Source organism: Brevundimonas sp. EAKA, assembly GCF_000698025.1.
GTDB lineage: Bacteria > Pseudomonadota > Alphaproteobacteria > Caulobacterales > Caulobacteraceae > Brevundimonas > Brevundimonas mediterranea_A.
Window position 1 is genome coordinate 34,891 of sequence record NZ_JMQR01000007.1, and the last position, 17,450, is coordinate 52,340.

A 17,450-nucleotide genomic window follows, 5' to 3' on the forward strand; every position below is an offset into this window, starting at 1 on the left:
GATGATGAGACGAGACGACCAGAAGATCGAGGAGACGCCGGATCGCACCCCCAAGGCTGCGAAGGCGGGTTGGCGCGCCTTCGCCTTGGGCATGATCGGCATGTTCGCGCTCATCATCCTGTGGATCGTCATGGCCGAAGCGGCAGACGATCCCCACGGCGACGCGGCGTTGATCGAACGGCCGCAATCCGCCGAGGAGAGGACGCTGGAACGCCGCGAGGCGCGGGCCGACCGGCCTATTTCAGACCATAGGTGATGGTGGTCACGACCCGGACCTTCTTGTCGATCGAGGCGGCTTCGTCTCCGCCTGCGCCGTCACGCGGCAGGATTTCGAAAGAGCCCTGTGTGGCCTGACGGATCGGGCCAAGCGGGGTGCCGGAATCCTTGGCGAACTGTTCGGCCCCGGTTCGCGCCGCCGCCGTGCCCTCTGCGATCATCTGGGGCCGAACATCGTTCAGCTTGGTGAAGACATAGGAGGGACCCTGGAAGTCCTGCAACACCACGCCCTGGCGCACCAGATCGTTCAGGGCGCGGGTCGTCGTCTGAACCCGGGCGACGTCGTTCGTGCGGACGATGACCGTCTGGGCCAGGATGAAGCGCGGCCCGCCGTTCTGGGCGGCGTATTCGCGCGACCGGGTGTCGGCCACCTCCAGCCGGCCCAGATCGACGGCGTCGGCCGGATAACCCTGAGCCGTCAGGAACTGCCGCACCAGGGACAGGTCGCCGTCGATGCGTGTCTGAACTTCAGACAGAACATCGCCCGATGCGGTGAAGCGCAGCGGCAGGACCGCCAGATCGGCCTTCACATTGCGTTCCGACAGGCCGCGAACCGTCACGGTCCGGTCCCCGGCCCGCGCATGGATCACGCCCTGACCGACCAGGGCGCCGGCGCCGATGAGCCCCAGGGCCAGAAGGCTCCCGATGACGGTGGCGGGAATGAGACGGCTATTGTCCATGGCGGCTTCCTTTTATGCTCAAGGTTTACGCTTTTACACCATGCTCCGCCACCCAGTTCAGCGCCAGCAGGCGGCATGCTGAAGCCAGGGGACGGCGTCCCCGGCCGGCGTCGATGTCGGCCAGAAGCTGGGCCTTGCTGAGGCTGCGGGTCTGGGCAATCCGGTCCAGAACCGCCCAGAACTCGGGCTCCAGCGCGACCGAGGTGGCGTGGCCCGCCAGAACGACGGACCGTTTGGCCAGGCCGCTCACCGCGCGGACTTCAGCACGATCTCGGCGAAGGCCGGAGCGCCCTGGGTCAGGACCGCGTGACGGGTGTCGGTGACGAAGACCAGGGCGCCGGCGGCGTCGCGGATCTCGGCGCGCGCGGCATAGGCATGGCGCGGGTCGATCTGGGCCGTGGGGAGGCCCAGGCTGACGCGATAGGGCGGGGCGCCGGTCAGGGGCTCGCGGGCCTCGGCCAGGGCCAGGGCCGGGGCGTCGGCCCGGCTGACGTCCTCGACCCGCACCGTCAGCACATGGCCGGGCGGCAGCATGATTCGCTCGCGATACAGGGCGGTGACCGTCACGACGGTCGTGCCTGCGCTCATCTCCGGACCGGTCGGCGCGACGGCGCAGGCGGCCAGCACCAGACCGGCGGGCAGGATCAGGGGGGCGTAACGCATGGCGGTCTCCTCTAGAGGACAATCAGTCTGTCATACTCGGGCGCAAGACGTGAGCGGCGCTTTCGCGACGTCGATGATAAGCGGGCTTCGCCCGTCGGAGCCTGTCCATGAGTCGCCCCATCACCATTCTCGCCATCGCCGTCTGCGCCCTGATCTGGGGCACGACCTGGTTCGCCATCACCCTGCAGCTGGGCGTGGTGGATCCGATCGTCTCCATCGTCTGGCGGTTCGGACTGGCGGCGGTCGTTCTGTTCGCCTTCTGCGCCCTGACGCGGCGTCCGCTGCGCCTGACCCGCGCCCAGCATCTGGCCGCCGTGGGGCAGGGCGCCTTCGTCTTCGCCGTCAGCTACGGCTTCGTCTATGCGGCGGAGGAACGCGTGGCCTCGGCCGTCGTCGCCGTCATCTTCGCCGCCCTGGCCTTCGTGAACCTGATCCTGTTTCGGGTTATGGAGCGCCAGAAGGCCGCCGCCGGCGCCTGGCAGGGGGCGATCCTGGGGGTGTGCGGGGTCGCCGTCCTGTCGTTCGGACAGTTGTCGGGGGCAGGCGTCTCCGCGGGCGTGGCGCCCGTTCTGGGCGTGGTCTTCGCCTTGATCGCCGTCCTCGCCTCTGCCTTCGGCAATTGGTTCGCCTGGCGCGGCCAACAGGCCGGCGCGCCGGTCATGGCCGCGACCGCCTGGGCCATGGCCTATGGCACGGCCATGGTGGCGGTCTATGGGTTCGCGACCGGCGTGGAATGGCGGATCGAGCCGACCCCGGCCTATATTCTGTCTCTGCTGCACCTGTCCCTGTTTGGATCGGTGATCGCCTTCGGGCTGTATTTCACCTTGGCGCGGCAACGCGGCTATGCCCTGGCCAGCTATATTTCGGCCCTGACCCCGCCGATCGCCGTCATCATGTCGGTCCTGTTCGAGGGCGCCCATGTCGGCGTGACCATGCTGATCGGCCTGATCCTGGTGCTGGGCGGCCAGGTCCTGTTGATCCGCGCGCCGAAGGCCTAGGGGATCAGTCGTCCAGCTTCTGTCCATCGAGCTGCCGGGCGGCGCGCTCGCGCTCCTTGTCCGCAGACTGTTTCTGAGCCTTGGTGCGGCCATGGGCGGCGCGGTTGGCGGCGGCGCGGGTCTTGTCCTCGGCCTTGGTCCGCGCCTTTCGCGCCCGGTTCAGATTGATGATCTCGGCCATGTCTAGGGCTGCGGCGCGGCGGAAGTCGGCGTCTCCGGCTCCTTGGGCCTTAGGGCCTCGGGCACTTGATCCTCCGGAAGGACAGCGGGGGGAATGAAAACGGGACCCGACGCGGCCTGGTCGAGCCGGGTCCAGCCGTCCGCTGACCGGCCCCGCTCGCGACCCAGGTTGAACAGGGCGGTCATGGTCGGCTGGTCGAATTTCAGACTGGACGCCTCGACGTTGTCGGGGATGGCCGCCAGCGACATGGTCATGCCGTTGCGCTGGGCGAAAGCCGCCGTGGTCGCCAGATGGGTTCGCAGCGAGGCCTTGCTCATACTGTCGTAGCTTCGCATCAGAATGGCCGTCAGCCGGCCCGAGGTGACCCCGTCATTGCGACCGACCTGTCCATTGACGACGACGTACAGGCTGCCGACGCCCCGCTCTTCGCGCTTGCGGGTCCATAGGGTCAGGTTCTCCGGAATGGCGAGGAAAGGGGTGTTCACGCCGCCGTCGGCGTGCATCTCCATCACCACGGTTTGGTCCGGTTGCAGCCCCGCGATGAGGACCGGCGGGAAGACGCCGGGAATACTGGCCGAGGCCACCAGCACTTCCTTGAACAGGGCGCGCGAATTCTCGTCGTTCTGGCTGGCCAGCAGGCCCATGTCCCAGATGACGGTCTCCTCGCTGTCGAGGTTCGTCGTGGCCACCAGCAGGCGGCGGCCCTTGGCGTGTTCACGGGCGATGGCCTGCAACAGGTCCAGCGTGACGTTCTCGTCCACCAGCTTGCGCAGGGCGCCGGCGCTGAACAGGCTGGGGTAGAGGAAGATCGCCAGACTGCGCCAGCTCAACAGGCTGCTGGCGCCCCCTCCCGTATAGGCATAGCCCAGTTGCGGATCCCATTCGGACCCGGCGAAGGCGAAGGGCGCGGCGAGAGCGCCCGTGCTGACCCCCGTGACGATGTCGAAGACCGGACGGTCGCCCCGCTCGGTCCAGCCCACCAGAAGCCCGGCGCCATAGGCTCCGTTGGCGCCGCCGCCGGACAGGGCCAGGATCGAAAGGGGCCGCCCCGTCGACAGCCGCTCGCCCACTTCCTGGGAGAAAGCCGCCAGCCGGGCCGCGTCATTGGCGCGAATGCGCGGATCCCGCGCCGGTATCAGCGAGCCGTCCGCGATGCGCAGCGGTCCTGTCGGCCGGTCCAAGGTGCCGCATGACGCCACCGACAAGGCCATGACGACCGCCAGCAGACTCGAACAGATTCGTCTCATCCGATGCGTTCTCATTGAAAATCCCCGTCAGCGTTCATACCGCTGCGACGGGCCCCTTGTCATCACCGGGGGGTGCAAGGGCGGTCTCTAAGCACTGCGTTTTGACGTCGAGCGGGTGACCGGTCCCCCTGAGCCAGGAGAGCCGGGTGAAAGCGAATTAACGAATGCCCCGCTGTCGCAGGCGGGGCGTTTTGGCTATCTGTATGGCCACGCCTGCCGGAGAGCTGAGATGGTCCGCCTGATCCTGAATATCCTGTGGTTCATTTTTGGCGGCTGGCTGTCGGGTCTGCTGTGGTTGCTGGGCGGTGCGATCCTGGCCCTGACCATCGTCGGCTTGCCGTGGAGTTTCGCGGCCTGGCGGATCGCCAGCTATTCCTTCTGGCCGTTCGGGCGGGAGATCGTCTGGCAGGACACCCATCCGGTGGCGGGCTGCTTGGGACTGGTGCTGAACGTCGTCTGGTTCGTCGTGGCCGGCTGGTACATCGCCCTCTCGCACCTGATCATCGCGGTGGCCGAGTTCGTATCCATCATCGGCATCCCCTTCGCCCTGAAGGACCTGGAGCTGGCCAAGCTGGCCCTGGCGCCGGTGGGACGAACGATCCGCGACAAGCCCTGAGCTCAATCGAGTTCCAGCAAGATGTCCAACATCATCTCGCGACGAGTAAGGAAGTTGCGAGTGACCTGATAATGGTCGGTATCCTCGTACTCGATCCGTTCGAGCCCATGGTCTGACGCCTGATAGATCCAGGCGTTGGGATAGCCGAGCAGGATGGGCGAATGGGTGGCGATGATCAACTGCGACCGCGCCATCACCAGTTCGTGCAGACGCGAGAGGAAGGACAGTTGCCGGCTAGGCGACAGGGCGGCCTCCGGTTCGTCGAGAATGTAAAGGCCGTCGCCGATGAAGCGGTTATCGAACAGGGCGAAGAAGGACTCGCCGTGGGACTGCTCATGCAGTCGGCGGGCGCCGTATCGTTCGCCTCTGACCTCGGGGTCTTCCAGATAGGAGGCGACCGTGAAGAAGCTCTCCGCCCTCAGGAAGAAGCCGTCCTGAACCCGCTGCGCCGATCGAACGGGCCGGACGAACCGGTGCAGCGGGGAATGGCTGTCGCGCGTGCCAAAGCGATGTTCGCGGCCGCCGCCTTCGGCATTGAACCCCCAGGCCACCGCCAGGGCCTCGATCAGCGTGGACTTTCCCGAGCCGTTCTCACCGACCAGAAAGGTCACGTTCGGATGGAAGGCCAGCCGGTCGAGCGTGCGCACGACCGGCAGGTTGAAAGGATAGACGGAAGCGTCCCAGCCGTCTCGGCGCTCGAAAAGGGCCTCGATCCAGTAGGGACGCTCCAGCGCGGTCATCGCATCAGCCCGGCGAGATCATCTTCTCGGGGCGGACCGCTTCGTCGAATTCGGCGTCGGTCAGATAGCCGCCTCCGACGGCTTCCTCGCGCAGGGTGGTGCCGTTCTTGTGCGCGGTCTTGGCGATCTTGGCGCAGAGGTCGTAACCCAGCTTGCCGTTCAGGGCGGTGACCAGCATCAGCGAGTTGTTCAGGCCGCGCGCGATGTTGTCTTCGCGGGCCTCGATGCCGACGACGCAGTTGTCGGTAAAGCTGATGGCCGCGTCGGCGACCAGGCGGACCGACTGCAGGAAGTTGTAGGCCATGACGGGGTTGTAGACGTTCAGCTCGAAATGCCCCTGCGAGCCGGCGAAGGTCAGGGCGGCGTTGTTGCCGAACACCTGGACGCAGACCTGGGTCAGGGCTTCGCACTGGGTCGGATTGACCTTGCCCGGCATGATCGACGAGCCGGGCTCGTTCTCCGGCAGGGCCAGTTCGCCCAGGCCCGAACGCGGGCCGGAACCCAGGAAGCGGATGTCGTTGGCGATCTTGAACAGCGAGGCGGCGACGGTGTTGATCGCGCCGTGGCTGAAGACCATGGCGTCATGGGCGGCCAGGGCTTCGAACTTGTTCGGCGCCGTGGTGAAGGCAAGCCCGGTGATCTCGGCGATCTGGGCGGCGACCTTTTCCGCGAAACCGATAGGGGCGTTCAGGCCGGTGCCGACCGCGGTGCCGCCCTGGGCCAGTTCCATCAGCTTAGGCAGGGTCTGTTCGATCCGCTCGATGCCGTTGGCGACCTGCTGCGCATAGCCGCCGAACTCCTGACCCAGGGTCAGGGGGGTGGCGTCCTGGGTATGGGTGCGGCCGATCTTGATGATGTGGGCCCAGGCCTTGGCCTTGGCGTCCAGGGCGGCGTGCAGGTGCTTCAGCGCCGGGATCAGGTCGTTGACCACCTGTTCCGCGCAGGCCACGTGCATGGCCGTCGGATAGGTGTCGTTCGACGACTGGCTCATATTGACGTGGTCGTTGGGGTGGACCGGCTTTTTGGAGCCCATCTCGCCGCCCAGGATTTCGATGGCGCGGTTCGAGATCACCTCATTGGCGTTCATGTTCGACTGGGTGCCCGACCCCGTCTGCCAGACGACCAGGGGGAAGTGGTCGTTCAGCCTGCCTTCGATGACCTCGTTGGCGGCCTTGATGATGGCGTCAGCCAGGGCCGGATCCAGCTTGCCCAGGTCGCGGTTGGTCTCGGCGGCGGCGCGCTTGACGATGCCCAGGGCGCGCACGACGGGCAGGGGCTGCTTCTCCCAGCCGATCTTGAAATTGCCCAGCGACCGCTGCGCCTGGGCCCCCCAGTAGCGGTCGGCGGCGACCTCGATGGGGCCGAAGGTGTCGGTTTCGATACGGACGTTGCTCATGGGCGGACTCGTCTCTCAGGCGTGGCGATTGTGTGCGCGCGGGTGTAGCACGGCGGTCATGCAGGGCAAGAAGAGCGCGGACATCCTCACATCGGCAGACGTGGCATGACCGCCGGCTGGATAGGGACGGGCAAGGTGCGGGCGCGCGAGGACGGCGAGGCGGTCGAGATCGTCATCGACGGCCTGACCACCCAGGCCAAATACTACAAGCCGCTGGTCTATGAGTTCATGCGCAAGGAATGGGCGTCACGCCCGTCCTGGGGCGATCATGTCGTCGAGATCCGAATGGAGCATGTGGGCGAGCCGCCGTGGATGGATCTGGACAACCTGGCCAAGGCCCTGCTCGATTCCATCAAGGGCTATCTGTTCCACGACGACGCCCAGGTCGCCCGCCTGCTGGTCGAGCGACGCGAGGGCGAGAGGGAGCGGATCATGATCCGCTCCTATCCCCGTCGAGACTGAGCCGTCACTTTTTCCGGAACTGGTCCAGCGACACGACCTTGGGGCCGTCGGAGCCCGGCGTTGGATCCTCGGGCGGCGTCGCTTCTTCGACCGCCTCGACGATCTCGGGTTCATCGAACTGAAGCAGGAACTGGACGCTGGGGTCGTAGAATCGGGTCACGGCCGAATAGGGCATGGCCAGGGTGCGCGGCACGCCGCCGAACCGCAGCTTGACCGAGAACCGGTCGGCTTCGACCTGCAGGTCCTCGTACTGGTGTTGCAGCACCACCGTCATCTCGTCCGGGTATTTGGCCAGCATGTCCGGCGGGATGCTGACCCCGGCGGCGCGGGTCTTGAAAGTGATGTAGAAGTGGTGCGCGCCCGGCAGGCCTTCGGCCAGAACATGGTCGAGTGCAGAACGGATCACGCCGCGCAACGCCTCGTGCGCCAGCCGCTCATACTGCATCTCGTCGACCGGAGGGGTCTGGTCGGTCATCGTCACCTCGCAATTGAGCGCGACTGATAGCGGCGCAGGCGCGAGCGCGAAAGATGCGAAAGAGGTAAACGAACAGGATATGAAGGATTAAGCGCCGGGATTCTGTTGCCAGGCTCCCGACAGGCCCCGCCCAAGGATCTGAACCCCTAGGACTTAAGATTCGAAATCACCCGAACCGCATTACGCGGCGAGAGCGACTTCTCCAGCGAAGTTATCGTTCGCAGTTAGAAAATGGCCCGATACGGTGGGCCAGGACGAGCGAAAGCAATCCTCTTTACACGTCCGTCGATGCTAGTCGGCCCCATGACGCCTCCGCCGATAACGCGGGGAGAAGGTTGGTGGAGCCGCCGGGAATCGCACCCGGGTCCGGTCCGCTTATTACAAGCGCGTTTATCGCTATAGTCCGGCCGAAACCGGACAGGTCCAATATAGGCGTTGCGCGGACGCTTTCCAAGCGCCGCGTGCGTTTCAAACCCGCGCCCAGCCCGGGGTCTGGTTCCTGAACCAGGTCAGCTGGCGTTTGGCGTAGTTTCGGGTCGCCTGTTTCAGGGCGTCGATCGCTTCATCCCGACCGATCTCTCCGGCCAGATACGCCGCCAATTCGCGCACCCCGACCGCCTTCATGGCCGGCAGGGCCGGGGACAGATTCCGCGCGGTCAGGGCGCGCACCTCGTCGAGCGCGCCGTTCTCCATCATCAGGTCCACACGCCGGTCGCAGTTGGCGTAGAGGTCCGCACGGTCCGGTTCGATGACCCGTCCCCTCCATGACCCCGGCGACAGCAGGGGGCGAGTGTCCGCCTTCCAGTCGCTCAAGGCGCGGCCGCTGGCCGAATGGACGCTCATGGCGCGGACCAGCCGTTGGCGGTCGCCCTGTTCGATGGAACGGGCGGCTTCGGCGTCGATTTCAGCGAGACGGGCGCGGAATGCGGCTTCGCCCTGCGCCATATAGTCCGCCTCGACCGCGTCGCGGACGCTCTGAGGCACAGGGGGAATCTCCGCCAGTCCGCGGGTCAGGGCGGTGAAATAGAGACCGGTGCCGCCGACCAGGATCGCCGGCCGCCCGTCGGCGCGTGCGATATCCAGCAGATTCAGGGCCGCACGGCTCCATTTCCCCACCGACCAGGCGTCAGCCGCATCGGCGACGCCATACAGCCGGTGATCGGCCTGGGCCTCGTCTTCAGGCGACGGGCGGGCGGTCAGGACGCGCAGGTCGGCGTATAACTGCTGACTGTCGGCGTTGATGATCAACGCCCCGGTCTCGCGCGCCAGCTTCAACGCCAGGGCCGACTTGCCCGAGGCGGTCGGACCCGCGATCAGGGTGACTGAAGGCGGCTGGGACAAATGGAGGCTCGCAGGCGACATCCATGGGCGATAGAACGCGGCCCTTGTCGCCTGCAAGTCTTCTGGAGACCGCCTTGGTCGAACGTTCCGCCGTCATCGCCGCCCTCGACGCCGTCATGGACCCGGTCTCCGGTCAGGGCCTGTTCGCCTCGGGCCTCGTGCAGGGACTGGTGGTCGCTGAGGACCGCGCCGGCTTCGCTCTTGAGGTGGATCGCAGTCTGGTCGCGACCTATGCGCCCGTTCGCGACGCGGCCGAGGCCGCGCTGAAGATCCTTCCCGGCATGAACCGCGTGTCGGTGATCCTGACGGCCGAAGCCAAACCCGGACTCGCCAAGCCGGCGGCGCGCACCGCAGGCCTTTCGAAGGCCGCTGTGGATCAGGGGCGCGCCAAGGCGCCGGTCCCCACCGATCGTCCGGCCCATGTCCGTCGCGTCCTGGCCGTCGCCAGCGGCAAGGGCGGGGTGGGCAAGTCAACCGTGGCGGTGAACCTGGCCGCCGCCCTGGCCGCACGCGGCCTGTCGGTCGGGATCCTCGACGCCGACGTCTATGGGCCGTCGCTGCCCACCATGCTGGGCATCAGCGGCCAGCCCGCCTATGAGGACGGCGCCATCGTTCCGCATCAGGCGCACGGGCTGAAGGCCATGTCGGTCGGCCTGCTGACCAGGATGGACGACGCCATGATCTGGCGCGGCCCCATGGCGTCGCAGGCCATCACCCAGATGCTGACCCAGACCCGCTGGGGCGTGGCCGAGGCGCCGCTGGACGTGCTGGTGGTCGATCTGCCGCCGGGCACCGGCGATGTGCAGTTGACCCTGATCCAGAAGACGCCGCTGGATGGCGCCGTCATCGTCTCGACGCCGCAGGAGGTGGCCCTGGCCGACGCGCGGCGGGCGCACACCCTGTTCCAGCGCGTGAACGTGCCGACCCTGGGCCTGATCGAGAACATGACCGGACCGATCTTCGGCCAGGGCGGGGCGAAAGCCGAGGCCGAACGTCTGTCGATTCCCTTCCTCGGCGACCTGCCCCTGGACGCCGGCCTGCGCGAAGGGGGGGACGCCGGTCGTCCTCCTGTCGCAGCCGATCCCTCGGGGCCGATCGCGGGCCGGTTCGCGGCGATCGCTGAACAGGTCGCCACGGCGCTGGGCCTCTAGAAATCGTCAGGACGGGGGTTTTCAAACGCAACCCTATTCGCCACCTTGGGGCTTACATATCACCGAGGAGTTCCGATGAGCGTCGACGCCCTGTTCCGCCCGTTCACCGTCAAGGGTCTGACCCTGCCCAACCGGATCGTCATGGCCCCCATGACCCGGTCCTTCTCTCCGAACGGGATTCCGACGTCCGACGTCGCCGGCTATTATCGCCGCCGGGCCGAGGGCGGGGTCGGGCTGATCGTCACCGAAGGGACGGTCGTCGAACGGCCCGCCGCCCGCAACGACGCCAATGTGCCGGTCTTCCACGGCGAGGCCCTGCCGCACTGGAAGACGGTGGTGGACGAGGTCCACGCCGCCGGGGGGCTGATCGCGCCGCAGATCTGGCACGTCGGATCGGCGCGGGGCCAGGGCGCCGACTGGACGCCGCTGGGCAAGGTGGACAGTCCGTCGGGCCTGACGGGGCCGGGCAAGGCCAAGTACGAACCCATGACCGAAGAGGACATCGCCGACACCATCGCCGCCTTCGGCCGGTCGGCGCGCGCGGCGCGCGACCTGGGCTTCGACGCCGTCGAGATCCACGGCGCCCACGGCTATCTGATCGACCAGTTCTTCTGGAGCGGCGTCAATGTGCGCGAGGATCGCTGGGGCGGCCCGACCATCGCCGAGCGGGCGCGCTTCGGCGCCGAGGTGGTCAAGGCGGTGCGCGAAGGCGTGGGCGACGACATCCCCGTCATCCTGCGCCTGTCGCAATGGAAGCAGCAGGACTTCGCCGCCCGCATCGCCGAGACGCCGGACCAGATGGTCGAATGGCTGACGCCGCTGTCGGACGCCGGGGTCGACGTCTTCCACTGTTCGCAGCGCCGCTTCTGGGAGCCGGAGTTCGAGGGATCGGACCTGAACTTCGCCGGCTGGGCCAAGAAGCTGATGAACAAGCCCACCATCACCGTCGGCTCGGTCGGCCTGGACGGCGAGTTCATCGCGGCCTTCGGCGGCGAAGGATCCAAGCCCGCATCCCTGGACGGCCTGCTGCGCCGGCTGGAGAACGAGGAGTTCGATCTGGTGGCTGTCGGCCGCGCCCTTCTGGCCGATCCGCACTGGGTGCAGAAGATCCGCGACGGGCGCACCGACGAGCTGCGCAACTTCGAGCGCTCGGACCTGATGACCCTGTCGTGACGCGATTGGTCGAGTCGGTCCGTCTCTGCGGAGGTCAGGCCGGCTCGACGATCACGGCCGTGCCGTAGCACAGCACCTCGGTCACGCCGGGCATGATCTCGGTGGCGTCGTAGCGGACGGCCAGGATGGCGTTGGCGCCGTGTTCCTGGGCATGTTTGACCAGTTCGTCATAGGCTTCCTGACGTCCGGCCTCAGCCAGTTTCACATAGGCGCCGACACGTCCGCCCAGCATCGACTGGACCCCGCCTATGGCGTCGGAAATGGCGTTGCGGGACCGCACCGTCACGCCGCGCGCCAGGCCGATATGGCGGGTGACGCGGAAACCGGGCAGGTCGTTGGTGGTCGTGACGTACATGGACTTCTCCTAGCGACGTTCCAGCACACGGAAGGTGAAGGCATGGTCATCCTTCTCGGCCGCCGCGTGGACTTCTGACGATACCTCGGTCCAGACCGTTTCGTCGAACGGTGGAAAGACCGCGTCTCCTTCGGGGGCGGCGTCCACCTCGGTGATATAGAGGCGACGCGCGCGGGGCAGGGCGGCGGCGAACAGGGCGGTGCCGCCGATGACGCAGATCTCGTCCACGCCGTCCTCCTCGGCCGTCTCCCGCGCGATCTCGATCGCCTCATCCAGGGTGGCGCAGACCAGGGCGCCCTTGGACATGCCGTCGGCCTCGTAGGATTCGTCCTTGGTCAGCACCAGGTTCAGCCGGCCGGGCAGGGGTCTCAGCGGCAGGCTCTCCCAGGTCTTGCGTCCCATCAGGCAGGGCTTGCCCACGGTGATGGCCTTGAACCGCTGCAGGTCCGAGCGCAGCCGCCACGGCAGGTCGCCGTCGCGGCCGATGACGCCGTTGCGTCCGCGCGCGACGACCAGGGAGATCAGGGGAATGCTCATGGCGTGTCTTCCGTCTGGGGTTCGAGCCATTTGAGCCATTTGCGCCGCATGGCCGTTTCCAGATCAACGCCTGCGCCCGCGCAATAGATCAGCAGCATGCCCAGAACGTCGGCCGCTTCGTCGCTCAAGGCGTTAGCGTCGGGCGTTCCGCGCGCCCGTCCGGATAGACGCAGATGCTCGGCCGTCAGTTCGCCCAGCTCTTCCTGGAGCTTCAACAGAGCCCAGTCGCGATCGCGGTCGATCTGGTGTTCGGCGGCGTAGATGTCGGAGATGCGCAGGACGTCGGCCTGCAAAGATCTGAGGTCCATCAGACGGCTACGGCCGCCTTGATGTGCGGCCAGGCTTCGTAAGCCTCAAGCGTGAAGTCCGACAGTTCGAAGGCGAACAGGTCGGTCTTGGGCGCGATGCGCATGACCGGCAGGGGCAGGGGCTCGCGCGTCAGCTGAAGCTCGGCCTGCTCGAGGTGGTTCAGATACAGATGAGCGTCGCCGAAGGTATGGACGAAGTCGCCGGGCTCCAGCCCCACGACCTGGGCCAGCATCATCGTCAGCAGGGCGTAGGAGGCGATATTGAACGGCACGCCCAGGAAGACGTCGGCGCTGCGCTGATACAGCTGGCAGCTCAGTTTTCCGTCTGCGACGAAGAACTGGAACAGGCAGTGGCAGGGCGGCAGGGCCATGTCGTCGACGTCGGCCGGGTTCCAGGCCGTGACGATGTGGCGGCGGCTGTTGGGGTTGGTCTTCAGGCCGTGGACCAGTTTCTCGATCTGGTCGATGACGCGGCCGTCGGGCGCGGTCCACGACCGCCACTGCTTGCCGTAGACCGGGCCCAGTTCGCCCTCGGCGTCGGCCCATTCGTCCCAGATGCGGACGCCGTTGTCCTTGAGCCAGCCGATATTGGTCTCGCCGCGCAGGAACCACAGCAGTTCGACGATGATCGATCGCAGGTGCAGCTTCTTGGTCGTCAGGACCGGGAAGCCCTTGGACAGGTCGAACCGCATCTGACGGCCAAAGACGCCCAGGGTGCCGGTGCCGGTGCGGTCGTCGCGGCGCACGCCATTGTCCAGAATGTCGCGCAGCAGGTTCAGATACTGCCGCTCCGGATGGTCGGCGGGCGCGGCCGCGCTGCGCGCCTGGAGGTCGGCTTGGATCATCTGAACGGTCATGACCTCAAACTGCCCCAGAATTCGATTCGTGACCGGGCAAATCGGTTGCGGCGGTCGGGCGTCCACAGGAATCGAATCGGTCGCTGGACGGCTTCAAATGTCGAACACCCTGCCGACGAAACCTGAGAACCGTTATCAATGAAGGTTTTAGGTCGTTTTGTCCATGTTCGGGACATGGACAAGCTTCGGTGTCGGGCGCAAAGAAAAGATAGAGATCGCCATAAGCGAAAGAACGAATATCGTGTTCGACTATAAGGCCGCCTTTGAAAACTCGGTGGAGCAGGTGCGCAGCGAAGGACGGTATCGCGTCTTCGCCGACCTGAAGCGCGTTCGCGGGCAATTCCCGCAGGCTGTGCGCCGCCGCGAGGACGGGTCCGAACAGGACGTCGTCATCTGGTGCTCGAACGACTATCTGGGCATGGGCCAGCACCCGGTCGTGCTGAAGGCCATGCAGGACGAGATCGACGCCGTGGGCGCGGGCGCCGGCGGCACGCGCAATATCTCGGGCACGACGCGCTCGGCGGTGGATCTGGAGGCCGAGCTGGCCGACTGGCACCAGAAGGAGGCGGCGCTGCTGTTCACCTCGGGCTATGTCGGCAACGAGGCGACCCTGTCGACCCTGCAGAAGATCCTGCCCGGTCTGATCACCTTCTCGGACGCGCTGAACCACGCCTCGATGATCGCCGGCATCCGCCAGGGCGGAGGCGAGCGGCATATCTTCAAGCACAACGACCTGGCCCATCTGGAGGCCCTGCTGGCCGCCGCCCCGGCCGGGGCGCCCAAGCTGGTCGCTTTCGAGAGCGTCTATTCGATGGACGGCGACATCGCCGACCTGGCCGGGACCATCGCCCTGGCCAGGAAATACGGCGCCATGACCTATCTGGACGAGGTTCACGCGGTCGGCCTGTACGGCCAGACGGGCGCCGGCGTGGCCGAGCGTGACGGCGTGCTGGACCAGATCGACATCATCGAATGCACCCTGGGCAAGGCCATCGGGGTCATGGGCGGCTATATCGCGGCCGACGCCGTGATTATCGACGCGGTGCGCAGCTGGGCCTCGGGCTTCATCTTCACCACCAGCCTGCCGCCCGCCCTGACGGCGGGGGCCCTGGCGTCAGTGCGGCACCTGAAGACCCATCCCGAACTGCGCGAACAGCATCAGGAACGGGCGGCGACGCTGAAGGCGCGGTTCGCCGCCGCCGGGATTCCGGTGATGGACAGCGAAAGCCATATCGTGCCGGTGCACGTCGGCGATCCGGTCCACTGCAAGATGATCTCGGACATGCTGCTGGACGAGTACGGCGTCTATGTTCAGCCGATCAACTATCCGACCGTGCCCAAGGGGACCGAGCGGCTGCGCTTTACGCCCTCGCCGAACCACACGGACGAGATGATGGACCATGTCGTCCAGGCGATGGACCGCCTGTTCGCCCACTGCAATGTGGCGCGCCGGTCGGTGGCGGCCTGAGACAGACGTGGCGGACGACGACCTCGGCGAGGTGATCGTCGAGACCGTGCGCAACGGCCCCTATATCAAATGCTCGGCCATCCATGTGGCCACCGGCCGCGAGGTCAGCGCCATGGGACCGGTCAACGAGCCCAAGGCCGTCGAGCGCGTAGCGATCGCGAAGTTGAGGCGGGCGCTGGGGCTTTAGAAGGCTTGGGTCGGACACAAGATATTGTGGTTCGGCGCGCTGCGGCCTAGATAGGCGGCCTTCTCAGACGCGGGGATTCCGACGTGACCGCCTTCACCCATGACGCCTATTTCACCAAGACCCTGGCCGACGCCGATCCGGACGTCTTCAAGGCCATTCAGGGCGAGATGGGGCGGCAGAAGGAACAGATCGAACTGATCGCGTCGGAGAACATCGTCTCCCAGGCGGTGCTGGACGCGCAGGGCTCGGTTCTGACGAACAAATACGCCGAGGGCTATCCTGGTCGTCGCTATTACGGCGGCTGCGAATTCGTCGATGTGACCGAGGATCTGGCGCGCGAACGGGCCAAGAAACTGTTCGGCGCGGCCTTCGCCAATGTGCAGCCCCACTCGGGCGCCCAGGCCAACCAGGCGGTCTTCTTCACCCTGCTGCAGCCCGGAGACACATTCCTGGGCATGGACCTGGCCTGCGGCGGGCACCTGACGCACGGGTCGCCGGCGAACCAGTCGGGCAAGTGGTTCCGGCCCGTGACCTACAAGGTCCGCGAAGACACCCATCTGATCGACTATGACCATGTGGCGGAGATGGCGCAGAAGGAGAAGCCGAAGCTGATCCTGGCCGGCGCCAGCGCCTATAGCCGCCACATCGACTTCAAGCGGTTCCGCGAGATCGCCGACAGCGTCGGCGCCTATCTGATGGTGGACATGGCCCACTACGCCGGCCTGGTCGCCGGCGGCGCCTATCCCGATCCGATCCCGCACGCCCATGTCGTGACCACGACGACGCACAAGACCCTGCGCGGTCCGCGCGGCGGCATGATCCTGTCCAACGACGTCGAGCTGGGCAAGAAGATCAACTCGGCCGTCTTCCCCGGCCTGCAGGGCGGGCCGCTGGAGCATGTGATCGCGGCCAAGGCCGTGGCCTTCGGCGAGGCGCTGCAGCCCGAGTTCAAACTGTACGCCCATCAGGTGGTCAAGAACGCCCAGGCCCTGGCCGGCGTCCTGGTCGAGCGCGGCCTGGCCATCGTCTCGGGCGGCACCGACAGCCACCTGGCCCTGGTCGATCTGCGGCCCAAGGGCGTGACCGGCAAGGCGACCGAGCACGAGCTCGAGAAGGCGCTGATGACCTGCAACAAGAACGGCGTGCCGTTCGACACCGCCCCCTTCACCGTCACCTCGGGCGTTCGCCTAGGCACGCCGGCGGGCACGACGCGCGGCTTCGGCGAGGACGAGTTCAAGCAGATCGGCCACTGGATCGCCGACGTCGTCTCGTCGATGAACGGCGGCGATGAAGCCGATCCGGCCGTGGTCGCGGGCGTGGCGGCCCAGGTGCGGGAGCTGACCAACCGCTTCCCCATCTACCGATGATCTGACCGATGAAGTGCCCCTTCTGCGGTCATCAGGACACCCAGGTTAAGGACAGCCGGCCGTCGGACGACGGCTCGGCGATCCGACGCCGTCGATCCTGTCCGAACTGCAACGGGCGCTTCACCACCTTCGAACGGGTGCAACTGCGCGAACTGGTGATCCTGAAGCGCAACGGGCGGCGCACGCCGTTCGACCGCGACAAGCTGGAGCGGTCGCTGGGCGTGGCCCTGCGCAAACGGCCGGTCCAGCCCGAACAGGTCGAGCAGATGGTCAACCGGATCGTGCGCCAGCTGGAGAGCCTGGGCGAGACCGAGGTGCCGTCGAGCACGGTCGGGGACTTCATCATGAAGGCCCTGAAGGGCGTGGATGAGGTGGCCTATGTCCGCTACGCCTCGGTCTACAAGGACTTCCGCCATACCGGCGATTTCGCCAAATTCCTGGGCGCGGAAGGTTTTGCCGATGGGGGCTTCGACGAGCCCTCCGACAAGGCCTGATGCGCGTCACCCTGAAGCTGGCCACGTCGCTGGACGGGCGTATCGCCACGGCCACGGGCGAAAGCCGGTGGATCACCGGCGAGGCGGCGCGGCTGGAAGGCCATCGGCTGCGCGCCGGCCATGACGCCATTCTGGTGGGCGTCGAGACGGTGCTGAAGGACGACCCCGAACTGACCGCGCGTCTGCCGGGGCGCAGCGTGGACCAGCCGCTGCGGGTGGTCCTGGACAGTCGGCTGCGCACGCCGACGACGGCGAAACTGGCGGGCGAGAACACCCTGATCCTGACGACGGCCGAGCCGAAGCCCGTCGGCGCAGCCCAGGTGCGGCGGGTCGAGGCCGAGGACGAGGACGAGCGGCCGGCGATCCCGGCGGTGCTGAAGGCGTTGAAGGCGGCGGGCGTGGACTCGGTGCTGATCGAGGGCGGGGGGCAGGTCGCGGCCGCCTTCCTGCGCGCGGGGGCTGTGGACCGGCTGGAGTG

General features: G+C 66.8%; 24 protein-coding genes and 1 other RNA gene. 11 read left to right on the forward strand and 14 right to left on the reverse strand.

The genetic code is table 11. From position 1 onward, the window contains the following. Position 1: 1 nt before the first annotated feature. Complete coding sequence (locus ER13_RS02205; RefSeq protein ID WP_035305990.1) at positions 2–256, forward strand: hypothetical protein; 255 nt, start codon at positions 2–4, stop codon at positions 254–256. Here the strand turns inward: ER13_RS02205 and ER13_RS02210 are convergent. The 3 genes from ER13_RS02210 to ER13_RS02220 are packed head-to-tail and all read right to left on the reverse strand — an operon-like array spanning position 237 to position 1,619. Beyond that, a complete protein-coding gene (locus ER13_RS02210; RefSeq protein WP_035305993.1) occupies positions 237–956 on the reverse strand; it encodes an SIMPL domain-containing protein in 720 nt (239 codons plus the stop codon). The two genes, ER13_RS02205 and ER13_RS02210, sit on opposite strands and share 20 nt — an antisense overlap. A gap of 25 nt (positions 957–981) precedes the next feature. Continuing rightward, positions 982–1,206, reverse strand: a complete 225-nt coding sequence (locus tag ER13_RS02215; protein WP_035305995.1) for a ribbon-helix-helix domain-containing protein — start codon at positions 1,204–1,206, stop codon at positions 982–984. Next, complete coding sequence (locus tag ER13_RS02220; protein WP_035305998.1) at positions 1,203–1,619, reverse strand: YbaY family lipoprotein; 417 nt, start codon at positions 1,617–1,619, stop codon at positions 1,203–1,205. The genes ER13_RS02215 and ER13_RS02220 overlap by 4 nt, the downstream gene beginning before the upstream one ends. Before the next feature lie 107 nt (positions 1,620–1,726). Here ER13_RS02220 and ER13_RS02225 point away from each other — a divergent pair, with 107 nt between their 5' ends. Beyond that, on the forward strand, positions 1,727–2,617 hold the full coding sequence (locus ER13_RS02225) for a DMT family transporter (RefSeq protein ID WP_035306001.1): 891 nt from the start codon (positions 1,727–1,729) through the stop codon (positions 2,615–2,617). A 4-nt stretch (positions 2,618–2,621) separates the two neighbouring features. On the opposite strand, the gene ER13_RS17845 is transcribed toward ER13_RS02225, so the two are convergent. Both ER13_RS17845 and ER13_RS02230 read right to left on the reverse strand, forming a co-directional pair. Further along, complete coding sequence (locus ER13_RS17845) at positions 2,622–2,798, reverse strand: DUF4169 family protein (RefSeq protein WP_008264174.1); 177 nt, start codon at positions 2,796–2,798, stop codon at positions 2,622–2,624. Between the two features lie 2 nt (positions 2,799–2,800). Further along, the gene (locus ER13_RS02230; RefSeq protein WP_008263692.1) at positions 2,801–4,045 is read right to left on the reverse strand and encodes a patatin-like phospholipase family protein; all 1,245 of its coding nucleotides are present in this window, start codon (positions 4,043–4,045) and stop codon (positions 2,801–2,803) included. 229 nt (positions 4,046–4,274) lie between these two features. Between ER13_RS02230 and ER13_RS02235 the strand changes: the two genes are divergently transcribed. After that, positions 4,275–4,661, forward strand: coding sequence for a YccF domain-containing protein (locus tag ER13_RS02235; RefSeq protein ID WP_008263259.1), 387 nt, complete (start codon positions 4,275–4,277; stop codon positions 4,659–4,661). A 2-nt stretch (positions 4,662–4,663) separates the two neighbouring features. On the opposite strand, the gene ER13_RS02240 is transcribed toward ER13_RS02235, so the two are convergent. Together ER13_RS02240 and fumC are read right to left on the reverse strand one after the other, a co-directional pair. After that, entirely contained in the window at positions 4,664–5,401 is a 738-nt protein-coding gene (locus ER13_RS02240) for an AAA family ATPase (RefSeq protein ID WP_008259977.1), read from the reverse strand. A gap of 4 nt (positions 5,402–5,405) precedes the next feature. Continuing rightward, entirely contained in the window at positions 5,406–6,797 is a 1,392-nt protein-coding gene (gene fumC / locus ER13_RS02245; RefSeq protein ID WP_035306008.1) for a class II fumarate hydratase, read from the reverse strand. 105 nt (positions 6,798–6,902) lie between these two features. On the opposite strand from fumC, the gene ER13_RS02250 reads away from it, so the two are divergent. Further along, positions 6,903–7,259 carry a RusA family crossover junction endodeoxyribonuclease gene (locus tag ER13_RS02250; protein WP_008262420.1) on the forward strand — a complete coding sequence of 119 codons (357 nt, stop codon included), beginning with the start codon at positions 6,903–6,905 and terminating at the stop codon, positions 7,257–7,259. A gap of 4 nt (positions 7,260–7,263) precedes the next feature. Here ER13_RS02250 and ER13_RS02255 read toward each other — a convergent pair whose 3' ends face one another. From ER13_RS02255 to miaA, 3 genes are all read right to left on the reverse strand, one after another. Next, positions 7,264–7,734 (reverse strand): SspB family protein, encoded by a 471-nt coding sequence (locus tag ER13_RS02255; protein ID WP_008262374.1) that lies wholly within the window; start codon positions 7,732–7,734, stop codon positions 7,264–7,266. A gap of 90 nt (positions 7,735–7,824) precedes the next feature. Continuing rightward, positions 7,825–8,192: a transfer-messenger RNA gene (gene ssrA / locus ER13_RS17850) on the reverse strand. A gap of 10 nt (positions 8,193–8,202) precedes the next feature. Beyond that, positions 8,203–9,075 carry a tRNA (adenosine(37)-N6)-dimethylallyltransferase MiaA gene (gene miaA / locus ER13_RS02260; protein WP_035306012.1) on the reverse strand — a complete coding sequence of 291 codons (873 nt, stop codon included), beginning with the start codon at positions 9,073–9,075 and terminating at the stop codon, positions 8,203–8,205. Between the two features lie 74 nt (positions 9,076–9,149). Between miaA and ER13_RS02265 the strand changes: the two genes are divergently transcribed. Both ER13_RS02265 and ER13_RS02270 read left to right on the forward strand, forming a co-directional pair. Beyond that, positions 9,150–10,226, forward strand: a complete 1,077-nt coding sequence (locus tag ER13_RS02265) for an Mrp/NBP35 family ATP-binding protein (protein ID WP_035306015.1) — start codon at positions 9,150–9,152, stop codon at positions 10,224–10,226. Between the two features lie 75 nt (positions 10,227–10,301). Further along, positions 10,302–11,399 (forward strand): NADH:flavin oxidoreductase, encoded by a 1,098-nt coding sequence (locus ER13_RS02270; protein WP_035306018.1) that lies wholly within the window; start codon positions 10,302–10,304, stop codon positions 11,397–11,399. Positions 11,400–11,433: 34 nt separating this feature from the next. Here the strand turns inward: ER13_RS02270 and ER13_RS02275 are convergent, their stop codons facing one another. The 4 genes from ER13_RS02275 to ER13_RS02290 are packed head-to-tail and all read right to left on the reverse strand — an operon-like array spanning position 11,434 to position 13,444. Beyond that, on the reverse strand, positions 11,434–11,754 hold the full coding sequence (locus ER13_RS02275) for a YbjQ family protein (RefSeq protein ID WP_035306021.1): 321 nt from the start codon (positions 11,752–11,754) through the stop codon (positions 11,434–11,436). 9 nt (positions 11,755–11,763) lie between these two features. Beyond that, positions 11,764–12,291, reverse strand: a complete 528-nt coding sequence (locus ER13_RS02280) for a dihydrofolate reductase (RefSeq protein ID WP_035306024.1) — start codon at positions 12,289–12,291, stop codon at positions 11,764–11,766. Then, a complete protein-coding gene (locus ER13_RS02285) occupies positions 12,288–12,599 on the reverse strand; it encodes a phosphoribosyl-ATP pyrophosphohydrolase (RefSeq protein ID WP_035306028.1) in 312 nt (103 codons plus the stop codon). The genes ER13_RS02280 and ER13_RS02285 overlap by 4 nt, the downstream gene beginning before the upstream one ends. After that, on the reverse strand, positions 12,599–13,444 hold the full coding sequence (locus ER13_RS02290; protein ID WP_035306049.1) for a thymidylate synthase: 846 nt from the start codon (positions 13,442–13,444) through the stop codon (positions 12,599–12,601). The genes ER13_RS02285 and ER13_RS02290 overlap by 1 nt, the downstream gene beginning before the upstream one ends. 253 nt (positions 13,445–13,697) lie before the next feature. Here ER13_RS02290 and hemA point away from each other — a divergent pair, with 253 nt between their 5' ends. The 5 genes from hemA to ER13_RS02315 all read left to right on the forward strand — a co-directional run. Beyond that, the gene (gene hemA / locus ER13_RS02295) at positions 13,698–14,924 is read left to right on the forward strand and encodes a 5-aminolevulinate synthase (RefSeq protein ID WP_035306051.1); all 1,227 of its coding nucleotides are present in this window, start codon (positions 13,698–13,700) and stop codon (positions 14,922–14,924) included. A gap of 7 nt (positions 14,925–14,931) precedes the next feature. After that, a complete protein-coding gene (locus ER13_RS02300; RefSeq protein ID WP_035306053.1) occupies positions 14,932–15,111 on the forward strand; it encodes a hypothetical protein in 180 nt (59 codons plus the stop codon). Between the two features lie 83 nt (positions 15,112–15,194). Then, on the forward strand, positions 15,195–16,478 hold the full coding sequence (gene glyA, locus ER13_RS02305; RefSeq protein ID WP_035306030.1) for a serine hydroxymethyltransferase: 1,284 nt from the start codon (positions 15,195–15,197) through the stop codon (positions 16,476–16,478). 8 nt (positions 16,479–16,486) lie between these two features. Further along, positions 16,487–16,972: a transcriptional regulator NrdR gene (gene nrdR / locus ER13_RS02310; protein WP_008264203.1), complete on the forward strand. Its 486-nt coding sequence runs from the start codon at positions 16,487–16,489 to the stop codon at positions 16,970–16,972. Beyond that, positions 16,972–17,450, forward strand: a 479-nt coding sequence (locus ER13_RS02315) for a RibD family protein (protein WP_035306032.1), incomplete at its 3' end; no start/stop codon positions are given. The genes nrdR and ER13_RS02315, both read left to right, overlap by 1 nt.

Bases quoted from the DNA above. Each gene is read 5' to 3' on its own strand.
- ER13_RS02250 (WP_008262420.1), top strand. From the start codon at position 6,903: ATGACCGCCGGCTGGATAGGGACGGGCAAGGTGCGGGCGCGCGAGGAC.
- ER13_RS02230 (WP_008263692.1), bottom strand. From the start codon at position 4,045: ATGAGACGAATCTGTTCGAGTCTGCTGGCGGTCGTCATGGCCTTGTCG.
- ER13_RS02275 (WP_035306021.1), bottom strand. From the start codon at position 11,754: ATGTACGTCACGACCACCAACGACCTGCCCGGTTTCCGCGTCACCCGC.
- ER13_RS02225 (WP_035306001.1), top strand. From the start codon at position 1,727: ATGAGTCGCCCCATCACCATTCTCGCCATCGCCGTCTGCGCCCTGATC.
- fumC (WP_035306008.1), bottom strand. From the start codon at position 6,797: ATGAGCAACGTCCGTATCGAAACCGACACCTTCGGCCCCATCGAGGTC.
- nrdR (WP_008264203.1), top strand. From the start codon at position 16,487: ATGAAGTGCCCCTTCTGCGGTCATCAGGACACCCAGGTTAAGGACAGC.
- ER13_RS02220 (WP_035305998.1), bottom strand. From the start codon at position 1,619: ATGCGTTACGCCCCCCTGATCCTGCCCGCCGGTCTGGTGCTGGCCGCC.
- ER13_RS02270 (WP_035306018.1), top strand. From the start codon at position 10,302: ATGAGCGTCGACGCCCTGTTCCGCCCGTTCACCGTCAAGGGTCTGACC.
- ER13_RS02205 (WP_035305990.1), top strand. From the start codon at position 2: ATGATGAGACGAGACGACCAGAAGATCGAGGAGACGCCGGATCGCACC.
- ER13_RS02210 (WP_035305993.1), bottom strand. From the start codon at position 956: ATGGACAATAGCCGTCTCATTCCCGCCACCGTCATCGGGAGCCTTCTG.
- ER13_RS02255 (WP_008262374.1), bottom strand. From the start codon at position 7,734: ATGACCGACCAGACCCCTCCGGTCGACGAGATGCAGTATGAGCGGCTG.
- ER13_RS02240 (WP_008259977.1), bottom strand. From the start codon at position 5,401: ATGACCGCGCTGGAGCGTCCCTACTGGATCGAGGCCCTTTTCGAGCGC.
- ER13_RS02235 (WP_008263259.1), top strand. From the start codon at position 4,275: ATGGTCCGCCTGATCCTGAATATCCTGTGGTTCATTTTTGGCGGCTGG.
- ER13_RS17845 (WP_008264174.1), bottom strand. From the start codon at position 2,798: ATGGCCGAGATCATCAATCTGAACCGGGCGCGAAAGGCGCGGACCAAG.
- ER13_RS02290 (WP_035306049.1), bottom strand. From the start codon at position 13,444: ATGATCCAAGCCGACCTCCAGGCGCGCAGCGCGGCCGCGCCCGCCGAC.
- ER13_RS02280 (WP_035306024.1), bottom strand. From the start codon at position 12,291: ATGAGCATTCCCCTGATCTCCCTGGTCGTCGCGCGCGGACGCAACGGC.
- ER13_RS02285 (WP_035306028.1), bottom strand. From the start codon at position 12,599: ATGGACCTCAGATCTTTGCAGGCCGACGTCCTGCGCATCTCCGACATC.